This is a genomic window from Mycoplasma sp. 888, from assembly GCF_035609225.1.
In the GTDB taxonomy this organism is placed as follows: Bacteria; Bacillota_I; Bacilli_A; order Mycoplasmatales; family Metamycoplasmataceae; genus Mycoplasmopsis.
In genome coordinates, this window is the sequence record NZ_CP141192.1 from 455,827 (window position 1) to 468,702 (window position 12,876).

Here is a 12,876-nt window from a genome sequence, read left to right on the forward strand (position 1 = left end):
TGTTAGATTTATTCTTTATTGTCTTAAAATTCAACATTTTTCACTCCTGACTGACATTTAAAAAACATCTAATATATCTTGATTGTACTCCTTATTAATCTCAATATCTTATTTTTATCTAATTTTTTTATAAAGAACTATATTTTTCATATTTTCTTACACATTTTCCTTTTAAAATTCAAGAAATTGATTTTATGAACTCAAAAAAATATGTGATTCATGAAATTTTTATGAATTTAGTAGATATATTTAATTAAAAAAATCAGGTATTTTTTGTTAGTTTGATAAAAGAAAAATATAATTTAAATATGAAAAAAATATATCTTCACACAAATACTGAATATTCATTTTTAAACTCTGCTATCAGAGTTGAAAAACTCATTAAATTAGCAATTGAAAATAATTTAGAATTCTTACCTTTAACAGATAAAGAAAACTTATATGCATTGCAATATTATTGAGATATGCAAGATAAGTTTAATATCAAACCGCTTATTGGTATTGAACTTGATTTATCAGAAGGATTCACTGTTGTTGTATTAGCTAAAAACAATGATGGATATACTTTTATTAATCAACTTATTTATACTAAATCTGAAGGTAAAGTAGTTTCATACAATCATCTTGAGAATTCAGATATTTTTGTTATTGATCATCAATACCTAGGACATAGAGCCAAAGGTATTGCAGTTGATCAATATTTAAGCAATTTTTATTTAAATAGTAAAACTCCACTTGAATATCAAACTGTCTATGCACCAGCTAAAAAAGTTTTAAATTTTGAAGATAACGAGATCCTTAGAGTTATTCAACAAATCGGTTCAATTAACGAAGAAACTCAAACATATAATGAATATTTAGATGAAGAAGATTGACAAGATCTTCACGAAGATGTATATAAAAACATGTTATACATTGCACAAAATTGTAATGTTTCTAAACCTGATAATTCAATTAAGTTGGCTAAATTTTCAGACAATGCAGCAGCTGAATTTAAAAAATTATTAATTAACGATAGAACTAAAGAACTTATTTATAAATTCGGTGAAGATGTAGTTGTAAATAGAGTTAATTATGAGATTTCTGTTATTTCTAAATTAGGTTTTATTAACTACTTTTTAATCATTCAAGATGCAATTGCTTGGTCTAAGAAAAACAAAATTGAAGTTGGACCTGGTAGAGGTAGTGCTTCTGGATCAATTATTTCTTACATATTAGGAATTACAGATATTAATCCACTTGAATTTGGTTTGCTATTTGAACGTTTTTTAAATATTGATAGAGTTTCTCTTCCTGATATTGATATTGATATTCAAGATAACAGAAGAAATGAAGTTTTAGAATACATTAAAAATAAATATGGAGAAGAAAATGTTGCTTTAATTACAACATTTCAAACTTTAGCACTAAAAAACAGCATTAGAGATGTTGCTAGATATTTAAATGTGCCGCTTTCTGAAGTTGAAAAAATTTGTAATACACTTAAATCAACTGACTTAAGTCTTGTTGATGCTTATGAAACTAACCCAAAATACAGATCATACGTTGATAAATATCCTAACTTGCATGAGTATGCTTCAAAAATTGAAGGATTACCAAGACAAATCGGAACACACCCTGCTGGTATTATTGTTTGTGATCAACAAATTAATAAACTTATTCCAACAATTTACAATAATGGATTAATTCAACAAGTTCAATTTACATTGAATCATTTAGAAAAGTATGGTCTTATTAAAATTGACTTTTTAGCACTTAAAAACTTAACTATTCTTAAAGAAATTGAAGATTTTTTAGAACCTGAACAGACTTTTGAAAAAGTAATAGGAGACAGTTATTCAGTTCAATTAGATGATAAATCTAAAAAATTACTTAATAACACACATACAAACGGAATTTTTCAACTTGAATCAATCGGAATGCAAAGAACAATTAAGGAAGTTAAAATCGATTCATTTGATGATATCTACGCAATTGTTTCACTGTTTAGACCTGGACCAATGGAATTTATTGGAACATATGGTAGAAATAAGCAAAATCAAAATAGAATAGAAACAATTCATCCACTATATGATCAAATTGTTAAACCTACATTTGGGATTATTGTTTACCAGGAACAAATTATGCAAATTGCGCAGCAAGTTGCAAATATGTCTTTTGCTCAAGCAGACCTACTAAGAAGAGCAATTTCTAAAAAAGATGAAAAGCTATTACATAGCTATAAAGCAGAGTTTTTTAAAGGTGGATTACAAAATAATATTTCTATAGACTTACTTGAAAAAATCTATTCAAATATTGAAAAATTTGCCGCTTATGGATTTAACAAATCACATGCTGTTGCTTATTCATTAATTTCATATAAGTTAGCTTTCTATAAGGCAAACTATCCACTTATTTTCTATAAAGTGTTAATTTCAAATTCATCATCAGATCAGCAAAATATCAAAAAATATACCGTTGAAGCTAGCGAGCAAGACATAAAAGTACAATCACCTGAAATTAACAATTCATCAAATATGGTTGAAATTATTGATAATGAACTTTATTTACCATTCAATATGATCAAAGGAATTGGTGAAAGTGCTGTTGAAAAAATACTTCAAGAAAGAAATCTAAACGGTAAATATGAAAACTTTATAATTGCATATCTTAGATTAAGAAATTTAGGAAATGTAACTGAGTCAAATATTGAAACACTTATTAAAGCTAATGCATTTAGAGAATTTTATGGAATGCAAACTTTATTAAATGGGCTAATCATTTGTAAACAACTAAATGATTTATTTGTTGCTTCATACAAGAAAATTCAAGGTGACAGAAAACAACAACTTCAAGAATTTATTAAAATGCAAAATATTGAGCAAATTGAATTTGAACTTATTCCAAGTGATTTAAATGAACAAATTCAATATGAATCTCAATTATTAGGAAGCATTTATAACTTAAATTCGAACATTTCAAACAAACACAATACATTAACATTAGATCAGCTTACAGATCAATATGAATGAATTGAAGTTATGTTAACTAAAGTAACAAAGGATGCTAAAGGTAGACCTAGATTATCAGTAACAGATTCAACAAAATCTGTAACAGTTTTTGGTTTTAATAATAGAGCTATTGAAATTCTTAATGATACAAGACCTAGAAAAATGTTGATTTTAATCAAAATTAGTAAAGGATTTTATAACTTTAGTGATTGAAGAGAGGTGGATAATGGATAAGAAAAACTTACATTTATTAGTTGATGGAAACTACTTAAGTTTTCAATCATTTTATGCAACATACTATGGAAATCCTAACGATATTTTAAGAACTTCAACAGGTTTCCCTACTAATGCAATCAACTTATTCTTCCATCAACTTATTAAAATATTCAATCAATTTAATCCAACACACATTTTTATAACTTTTGATAGTCAGGGAAAAACTTTCAGACACGAAGCTTTTGATGAATACAAAAGCGGTAGAGTTTCAGCTCCATCTGAATTATTTGTTCAAATGGACAAAATCAAAGAAATGTTAACTCTTTTAGAAATTCCTTGAAAAGAGCAAACTGGTTATGAAGCTGACGATTTAATCGGAACTTATGTTAAAAATGTCGCTCAAGGAGAAGAGAAAATTATCTTTTCAAAAGACAGAGACTTACATCAATTAATTAATGAACACACATCAGTTATTATTAAGAGACCTAAAAAAAATAAATTTGATTTATTAACATTAGATATTTATCCTGAAGAATATGGAATTTATCCAAATCAAATTCCTGATTATAAAGGTTTAGCAGGAGATAGTAGCGATAACTTACCAGGTATTAAAGGTATTGGAGAAAAAACCGCTATCAGTATTCTTGATAAATACAAAAGTTTCATTAATTTGTATGAACAAAAAGATACTTGAGCTGATAATTTTACAAAATCAATTATTACAAAATTAGAATCCGGATATGACCAAGGGCTATTCTGTTATAAAATGGCTCAGTTATATACAAATGTTCCAGATTTTAATAAATCAAAAGATAACTACTTATTAAAACTTAATCTACAAAATGCAATGTCTGTTCTTGATGAACTTGAATTAGTTAGATTAAAAGAAAGTATGCTAAATTATGATAGCAATAGTAGGTAAAATTTGCTCTGGTAAAACTTACTTTTTAAATACTGCAAAAGAATTAGGTTATAAAACCTTAAATCTTGATGAATTTGTAAATGATTTATATGAAAAAAATACTGATTTTATCAACAAAATTAACAATAAAATTGGAAGTTTTTTAATTAAAAATAACCGGGTTTGAAAACCTTTTGTTAAACAATGAATATATTTAAATCCAAATAATCTAAAAATACTCGAAAAATATGTTTTTAAAGTAATTTTCGAACACCTTAAAACAAATCGGTACGATTTTGTAGAAATACCGATTTTATATACAAAAATAGTCGATTTTTCAATCTTTTTCTCAACAGTATACAATATGCAAATAGATGAAGAAAATAGGTCAAATTTCTTAAAAAATAGAGGTGTGGATAACTTCACAAAAGAAGTTTTGGATAACAAAAATGACTACAATTGAGATGTAAAAGATTTTTTTAGGTCAAAAAAAGTTGTGCATATCCCTATTAATATAAGAAATGATAAACAAAAAATAAAAGAATTTTTAGAGCTACAAAAATAAGTAAGTAAAATTAGAGTACCAAAATTTTAAACATAAGAAAAAACAGGAGGCAGCACCAATGATTTATCAATATTTCGCAGTTGAAAAAGTTAATGAAATAACAATGGAGGACCTTAGTAATTTACGTGAATTTTATGGTCCATTTTTGGGTGCTGACCCTGTTTTTCTTTATCAATATTTATTAGATATTGTTAAAGATAGCAACTACAAAAGAAGTAGCTATGATTTTTTAACTCTAACTACATTCTTAAATATGCATGAAAATAGATTAAATCAAGCTAGATTGCAACTTGAAGCTGTTGGTTTAATTGATACATTAAGAGATGATGAACAAAAAATTACTATATTTAGTATTCAAAAACCTCTTAATGCAGCCGGCATTAAGAACAATCATTTAATTTCCGAAATGCTAAAATCTAAAATTGGTGAAACGTACTTCAAAATTAAAGTTAATAATAAATTAAAAAAATCAAACATTATTGAAACTCCACACATTCTAGATGTTTCTGCAAATTTTTTTGATGTGTTTAGTAATGAAAACGAAAAAATTCAATATCCAAAAAATGAGTTCGTTGATAATTTAATTAATTTAGGTAAATTAAGACAACAAAATTCGGATTTTGCACCTGTTGACTTTTCTATCTTAGAACCTATTAATTTATTAAACGAATATAAATATTCAAATAAGTATGAAGCTTTAATTAAATTAAGTACAAAAGAATTTTATAAATTAATTTCTTATGGATTTAGAAATGAAAAAATTGAAAATATATTAGATGAATGAATTAGTAAATTTACCGATCAAAAAATTATTAACTATGTTTTATATATTTCTAAAGAAAAGTCATCAAATTCAAATGAATGATTTAAACATGCAAACTCAATGATGGTCGAAATCAAAAACGCAGGACTTGTTAAATTCGATACAATAGAAACTTATTTTGATGGAAAATTTAAAGACCCAAAAGAACAAAAAATTTTCCACGAAAAGGAAGCTTTTAAAAATGCTCTTAAACATTAATTAGGAGATTTAATTAATGACAAATAATAATCAAAATCAAGATTGAAGAATCTTTCAAGAAAAAAAACTAAAAATAGATCCATCAGACATTATTGCTGATATAAAGAAAAAAGAAATATTGTCTCAATTAATAAATGATTTAAATATCTCAGATAAAGAAATTTGAGATTATTTTATTCATTTAATTGATTACTATAAACAAAGAACTGTTGATATAAATGATCCTATAAAAAATTATTTTTATAGAGATGAAGAAGGTAAATTACAATTAGTTAGAAAAATAGTTAATAATGATAAAGGTAAAAAATTAAGATTAGAAAATCACTTAATTTTTACAGATATTAGCGAACCTATTAATAATGAAGTTATTGAAAATGTAACTATAAATGACGAAGTGTATATTGACTTACACGCTTATATAGAAGATTTAAAAATAAAATTAAAAGAACATAATGAACTATCTATGCAAGGTCTTTTAATTTGTGGAACTAGAAAATCTCAAAGAAGTAACTTACTTTCAAGAATTGCAAACTCATTTGCATTAGATAATAATACTGTTGCTTATATTAATATAAATGATTTAGATCAAGAAATTAAAAAAACTTTTGATAAGAAAAACTCAAGTGATATAGATTTTATTAAAAAACAACTTAGTGAAGTTGATTTATTAATTTTAGATGAAATTGGGTTAAAAAACTTAAGTATTTGATTTTGAGATTCAATAATTATGGATATTTTAGAAGAAAGATCAATAAACAAGAAAATTACTTTTTTTGGAACCTATTTTACATCTGAAAAAATATTTTCTCATTTAAAGGAAATTAATGAAAAGAGTAAATCATCGACTAGATTAACAGAACAAATGCTTATTAAAATTATTGAAGTTATGAGAGAATTGATTTTCAAAGAAATCTTAATCGGATAGGAGTAAAATGAATAAAACAAAAATTTTATTAGCAGGAACACCCGAGTTTTCTGTACCTATTTTTGAAGAAGTTATCAAAAACTTCGATGTTGTTGGTATTGTGTCACAACCTGATAAACCAGCAAATAGAGGTTATGCACTTTTACCTACTCCTACAAAATTATTAGCTCAAAAATATAACATTAGACTTTTTCAACCTGAAAAAATCGGACAAATTTACGATGAACTTAAAGAATTAGATTTTGATATCTTACTAACTTGTGCTTTTGGTCAATATGTTCCCGAAAAAGTTTTAGCACTTCCAAAATTAGCTTCAATTAATATTCACGGTTCACTGTTACCTAAATATAGAGGCGCTGCCCCTATTCAATATTCACTTCTTTATGGAGATAAACAAACCGGACTTTCATTGATGTACATGACAAAAGAAATGGATGCTGGTAATGTTATTAAAACAGCATCAATTCCGATCGAAGACATAGATACATCAGATACATTGTTTGTAAAATTATCAAAATTAGCTACTGAAAATATCACAAAATGACTTGTAGACTATGTTAAAGGTGATTTTGAGGAAATTGTTCAAGATGAAGATAAAGTAATTTTAAGTCCAAAATTATTAAAAGAAGATGCACTATTAACAAATGATTTAACAGTTGAACAAGCATTTAATAAAATTAGAGCATTCTCATCGAACCCGGGTGCTTATGTTATTTTAGATAATAAAAGAGTCAAAATTTATTATGCTACAAAACACAAAGTTCCAAATGGATTATCTCTTCAATTCGCTGACGGAAAACTATGAGCAATTGATTATCAATTCGAAACTAAAAAACGTGTTAAATTAAATTACTAAACTTGATTAATTTCAAGTTTTTTTATTTGCTTCAACTTAATATGTCTACATATTTAAAGTATAATTATAAAGTATGAAAAAGGCAAAAATATCTTTAACTATTAATTCAAGAATCAAGGATGCAATTATTTTCGAAAAAGAAATGAAGCAGATTATCAAAAATTTTGCAGAATACTTTAGTATCAAAAAACAAATCATTGTTGACGTTTCGTTAGTTTCTCCTCAAAAAATTAAGAGATTAAACAAAGAATACAGAAACAAAGATTATGTAACTGACATCCTTTCATTTGGATTTGATGATATTTCAATGTATAATGAACTTCCATTCATTCATCTTGGTGAGTTGGTTATTTGTTGAAATAAAGTTATAAGACAAGCAAAATACTTCGGACATTCAATCAAAAGAGAATTTTGCTACTTATTCACTCATGGTTTGGTTCACTTAGCTGGATATGATCATGAAATGGAAGATGAAAGAATACAAATGAATAAAATTGTTGATGATATTTTTAACCCTTTAAAAATAACAAGGAAAGAAGGTACAAATATGACATTTGAAAAATTAAAAGATTTACTTAAATATACTTATACACCTTATTCAAAATTCCCAGTAGCAGCAATTTTGATTGGAGAAGACGGAAAAGAATATTATGGAGTTAATGTTGAAAACGCTGCTTATCCATCAGGTTTATGTGCAGAAAGAAGTGCTATGTTTGGTTCAGTAGCATATGGTGGAAAAGTTGGAACATTCAAAGAAATTCACATTATTAGTGGAAAAAATGAAATCATTAGTCCTTGTGCTGGATGTAGACAAGTTATGACTGAGTTTATGCCTCTTGATGCAAAAGTTTACCAATACAGTAATGATGGAAAACAATTAAGAGTTAATACAGTTGAAGAATTAGTTCCATACAGCATCAGAGTTGATGAAATTACAATTAAATAATTATGAAAATATGTTTTGCAAGTATTTTAGGGAGACCAAACGTAGGTAAAAGTAGTCTTCTTAATGCTATTATTGGCTACAATGTTGCAATTGTTACTAATGTAGCTCAAACAACCAGAGACCAAATTACAGGTATCTATACAGAAGATGATTTACAAATCATTTTCATTGATACACCTGGTATCCATAAACCACAAAATAAACTTGGAGAAGCTTTAAACAAAAATGCTTATGATGCAACTAAAGACATAGATGTTCTTTTATTCTTATCTCCTTCTGATGAAGCAATTGGTAAAGGTGATGAAATGATTTTAGAAAAAATCAAGCACGTAAAAAACAAGATTGCTATTGTTTCTAAGATTGACAAAATTAAAAAAGATCCTCAAAAGCTACTTGATAAAATCAAAGAGCTTAAAGAACACGGTTTTGAAACAATTATGTCTACTGATATAAACGATCCTAAATCAATTAGTGCTTTAATTAGCGAAATTGAAAAATACGCTTACGATGGTGAAGCTCAATACGAACCTGAATACATCACAGACAAATCTATGCGTTTCATAACAAAAGAAATCATCCGTGAATCTGCAATTAATGAACTTTACGAAGAGCTACCTCACTCAATTGCTGTTGAAGTTCTAGAATTTGAAGAATCTGAAGATAGATTAAACATTGATGCAATTATTTATGTTAAAAAAGCTTCTCAAAAAGGTATGGTTATAGGTAAAAACGGTGAAAAAATAAAAAAAATAGGTACAGTTGCTAGAAAGAAAATCGCACATCAATTCAATATTCCTACATCGTTAACTTTAAAAGTTAAGATAGCTAAAAAATGAATCGATGATGTAGATGCACTTGAAAAATTTGGTTACTCTACTAAATAATTTTTATAGTTGGTATTTGTTAATTAATACCAACTTTTTATATTATTTTTTGCGTTTTCTTATACCTATTATTAAAAGTTTGCTAAAATATAATTAATATAAAAGTTATTTTTTAAGCTAAAAAATAACTAAATATTAACTTTTTATAAAATTTAAGGAGAAAATATGAAAAAAATATTAATTTTAGATGGAAATCTTTTACAAAATGAAAAATCATACTCAACTAACATTTTAAATTACATTGAAGAAGCACTTAAATCAAAAGAAAATGTATTAATCGAAAGAGTGGACTTATCAACTACAAAGCTAAATGAACATTTTTTAACTAAACAAACATTTACAACTTATTACACAGATGTTGAATCAGATAGATGAATTCAAAAACTTAAAGAAACTGATTTATTAATCATTTCAAACCCAATGATTAATTTTGGACCTAGTGTCATAGTTAAAAATTTCATTGATGCTATTTCAGTCGCTAATAAAACATTTAGTTACAAATACTCAAAGCAAGGTGATGCAATTCCTTTATTAACTAACTTAAATACAGTTATAGTTTCAACCCAAGGTGCACCACAGGGTTGATATACTTGAGGCAATCACTCTAATTGATTAAAAGGAACATTTAAATTCTTAACAGGTAATGATTCAAAAGAAATTAAATGCTTTGGAACAAAAGTTTCTCCAATTAATCAAACTGAACCAAATCACGTTGATGAACACATCAAAGAACAAGTAAATCAAATATTTAACTAATCTATCATTTGATGAATTCTTTATATTAAATAAAAAAACATCCAGTTGCCTGAATGTCTGCATCTATAAGCCGTGTTCTGTCTAGGTCGACAATTTATCTAATGACTTAATGTCACTCCATTATTTTATTGAATTCTGAAATAATGATTCCTCTACCAAAATTTGAGTTTCTAACTCGTGGAGTTTACCCGTTTCATATTTCTCGTCTCTGTGGCACTAGTCGTTTATACACATAATGCATAACCTAAGCTTATTGGGCTTAGCACGATCATTACCATCGTCTCAGATGGTGTTAGCACGGACTTTCCTCTACATTAAAAATGCAGCTGTCGACTGATGCAAATATATAATAGCATTTTATTTATTTTATAGTCACAAAAAATCATAAAAAATTCTTTAAAGTATCTAATCAAATAAACTAAAATAATTAAGATTTTATTATGTATTTGCTTATTTTAAAAAACTTATAAAACAATATTGAATAAAAAGGAGGATTGTGAGGAAAAATAAGAAAAAAGTAAGTTTTTGACAAATATTTTGATTTATTGTCAAGGTCACTTTTATTGGTTTTGGTGGAGGAAATGCACTTTTACCAGTTATTAAAAGGGAAGCGATTGATAATAAAAAATGAATAACTAATGAAGAAATGGATGATATTGTAATTGTTACAAATATGCTTCCTGGTGCATCAGTTATTCAAACAATTTCATATATATCTATAAGTCTTTTAGGCAAATTCAAAGGAACATTAGTCACTTTGCTAGGGATATTGCCACACGTAATATTTGCTTTTATTTTTTTAGTAATTCTAACAAAATATATACCTGATAAATACTTAAAAATAATTTCAGTTGGTGTGCTTGTTGCAATTACTCCATTCTTAATTGCATTTGCACAAAGATATGTTAAACAATCTAAACAATCACTTAGATTGCCTATTTGATTGATTGTTATGCTCTTTTCAATTTGTGTTTCTTTATTTATCCCGTCACCTTATAATTTACCAATCTTTTCAATTGTAATTGTATTATTTATCTTCGGTATGATGTATTTAATAAATAAAAAACACTTTATTAATAATCAATTGTTAAACAGATCACTTGAAGAAAACGGAATTACCTTCATTAAAAAAGGAGGTAAATAACATTGCTTACAGCTTTATTGGTTTGTTTACCTATTCTCATTTTAATTTCACTTTCAGTCTTTGGTGGCGGTCAAGTTTTTATGCCAATTTTTCAGTGACTATGAAACTTCTTAGCTCAAATATTTGGCGCAAATATTGATGAAAACGCAATAAATAATGTATTTGCAATTTCAAACAGCACACCTGGTGTTGTGTCGACTAAATTTGCATTTTTTACAGGATACTTAGTAGCATCTGGTCAATGATGAGGTTATATAGCAGTTTTCTTAACTTATATAATTTTTTGTTTACCAGCTATTATAGTTATAGTTATTACAATGAAATATATTAAAAAATTTAAAAATAATACATTCATTGCTAATATGTTAAATATCATGAAGCCAATTGTTTCAGGGATAACAATCGCACTTGCTATCCAATTATTTATCTCTATTTATCTTCCTGAAATATTTTTTAACTCATCATCAAGAGGTTATCTAGGATGAACAAGTGATAATTACTTTGTTGGATACAAAAATATTCTATTAAAAATCTACGTACCAATAGGTATTTTAGGTTCATATTACTTAGCTAAAAGAAGAATTTCTCTATTCTGAATTATTCTTATAAATATAGCAATTTCGCTTATTTTATTTGCCCCTTATGCTGGATAGTTAAAATCAAAAAAATGAACAGAGTTTTAAAATAATCCTCTGTTCATTTTTTAAATTTTTAATCTTTTGTTTTAGGTTCTTCTTTAGAAGATAAGTCTAAAACTTCTTTTGCAACTGCCATAGATTTAGCAACATCTGCTAAATTAGGTGGAATAATGATTTTTGTAGCACGACCATTTGCTAGTTTTTCTAATTGTTCAATGCTTTGTAATTGCAAGTATTCAGTTGAAATATTTGTTGTTGTAATAAGTTCGATAGCTTGCTTTTTACCTGTAGCTTTTTCTATCATACTTTCTTTTTCGGCCTTTGCACGTAAAATTGTGCTTTCGTATTCACCTTGTGCTCTAAGTATTTTACTTTCTTTTTCGGCACTTGCTTCAAGTATTTGAGCTCTCTTAATACGTTCAGCTTGCATTTGTTTTGTCATAGCTTCTTGAACTTCTTTTGGTGGAATAATATTTTGAATTTCAATTCTTTTAACCTTAATTCCTCAAGCATCTGAAGCTTCATCTAAGATTTTCGTTAACTTAGCATTAATGATTTCTCTTGATGTTAATGCTTCATCAAGTTCTAGCTCTCCAATTAAGTTTCTAAGTGTTGTTGATGTTAAAAACTCAATAGCCAAAAATGGATCCTCTGCTCCATAAGCAAATAGCTTTGGATCGAATATTTTTAAATATACAGTTGTATCAACTTGAATTGTTGCGTTATCTTTTGTAATAACATGCTGAGCAGGATAGTCGAAAACTTTTTCTTTAAAGTTATTTTTAACTCTAATTCTATCAATATAAGGAACTCTAAAGTTTACACCTTTAGTCATTGTTTTCTTGTATTTCCCAAGTCTTTCAACAATGCAAAAGTTAGTCTCACTAACAATTTTAACTGAAAGAAACGTTGTAAGCGTTAATAGTGTTAAAGAAATAAGCGCAGCGAAAACAATTACTACAATAATAATCCCTGACATATAATTAATCTCCTTAAATATTTTGATTATTTTAATTGTAACTAATTTATTTTTA

General features: G+C 26.6%; 12 protein-coding genes and 1 other RNA gene. 11 read left to right on the forward strand and 2 right to left on the reverse strand.

Annotation, left to right across the window (positions count from 1 at the left end; translation table 4 throughout):
• The first annotated feature begins 308 nt into the window (after window positions 1-308).
• The 9 genes from dnaE (at window position 309) to U5U50_RS02130 (ending at window position 10,060) form a co-directional block, all read left to right on the forward strand.
• A complete protein-coding gene (gene dnaE / locus U5U50_RS02090) occupies window positions 309-3,224 on the forward strand; it encodes a DNA polymerase III subunit alpha (RefSeq protein WP_324672331.1) in 2,916 nt (971 codons plus the stop codon).
• Window positions 3,217-4,128, forward strand: coding sequence for a 5'-3' exonuclease (locus U5U50_RS02095; protein ID WP_324672333.1), 912 nt, complete (start codon window positions 3,217-3,219; stop codon window positions 4,126-4,128). The genes dnaE and U5U50_RS02095 overlap by 8 nt, the downstream gene beginning before the upstream one ends.
• Window positions 4,109-4,672 carry a dephospho-CoA kinase gene (locus U5U50_RS02100; RefSeq protein ID WP_324672335.1) on the forward strand — a complete coding sequence of 188 codons (564 nt, stop codon included), beginning with the start codon at window positions 4,109-4,111 and terminating at the stop codon, window positions 4,670-4,672. Before U5U50_RS02095 ends, U5U50_RS02100 begins: the two co-directional genes overlap by 20 nt.
• A gap of 58 nt (window positions 4,673-4,730) precedes the next feature.
• Window positions 4,731-5,693, forward strand: a complete 963-nt coding sequence (locus tag U5U50_RS02105; RefSeq protein ID WP_324672337.1) for a hypothetical protein — start codon at window positions 4,731-4,733, stop codon at window positions 5,691-5,693.
• Window positions 5,694-5,709: 16 nt separating this feature from the next.
• The gene (locus tag U5U50_RS02110) at window positions 5,710-6,618 is read left to right on the forward strand and encodes a hypothetical protein (RefSeq protein WP_324672339.1); all 909 of its coding nucleotides are present in this window, start codon (window positions 5,710-5,712) and stop codon (window positions 6,616-6,618) included.
• Between the two features lie 7 nt (window positions 6,619-6,625).
• A complete protein-coding gene (gene fmt, locus U5U50_RS02115) occupies window positions 6,626-7,474 on the forward strand; it encodes a methionyl-tRNA formyltransferase (protein WP_324672341.1) in 849 nt (282 codons plus the stop codon).
• A 73-nt stretch (window positions 7,475-7,547) separates the two neighbouring features.
• On the forward strand, window positions 7,548-8,420 hold the full coding sequence (gene cdd, locus U5U50_RS02120) for a cytidine deaminase (protein ID WP_324672343.1): 873 nt from the start codon (window positions 7,548-7,550) through the stop codon (window positions 8,418-8,420).
• Window positions 8,421-8,422: 2 nt separating this feature from the next.
• Entirely contained in the window at window positions 8,423-9,304 is an 882-nt protein-coding gene (gene era / locus U5U50_RS02125; protein ID WP_324672345.1) for a GTPase Era, read from the forward strand.
• A 165-nt stretch (window positions 9,305-9,469) separates the two neighbouring features.
• Window positions 9,470-10,060: an FMN-dependent NADH-azoreductase gene (locus U5U50_RS02130; protein WP_324672347.1), complete on the forward strand. Its 591-nt coding sequence runs from the start codon at window positions 9,470-9,472 to the stop codon at window positions 10,058-10,060.
• A gap of 61 nt (window positions 10,061-10,121) precedes the next feature.
• Here the strand turns inward: U5U50_RS02130 and rnpB are convergent.
• An RNA gene (rnpB, locus tag U5U50_RS02135) (RNase P RNA component class B) lies at window positions 10,122-10,401 on the reverse strand.
• Window positions 10,402-10,556: 155 nt separating this feature from the next.
• Here rnpB and U5U50_RS02140 point away from each other — a divergent pair.
• Together U5U50_RS02140 and U5U50_RS02145 are read left to right on the forward strand one after the other, a co-directional pair.
• Window positions 10,557-11,204: a chromate transporter gene (locus tag U5U50_RS02140; RefSeq protein WP_324672349.1), complete on the forward strand. Its 648-nt coding sequence runs from the start codon at window positions 10,557-10,559 to the stop codon at window positions 11,202-11,204.
• A 17-nt stretch (window positions 11,205-11,221) separates the two neighbouring features.
• Complete coding sequence (locus U5U50_RS02145; protein ID WP_324673349.1) at window positions 11,222-11,857, forward strand: chromate transporter; 636 nt, start codon at window positions 11,222-11,224, stop codon at window positions 11,855-11,857.
• Between the two features lie 58 nt (window positions 11,858-11,915).
• Here the strand turns inward: U5U50_RS02145 and U5U50_RS02150 are convergent, their stop codons facing one another.
• Complete coding sequence (locus U5U50_RS02150) at window positions 11,916-12,821, reverse strand: SPFH domain-containing protein (RefSeq protein ID WP_324672351.1); 906 nt, start codon at window positions 12,819-12,821, stop codon at window positions 11,916-11,918.
• Between the last annotated feature and the right edge of the window lie 55 nt (window positions 12,822-12,876).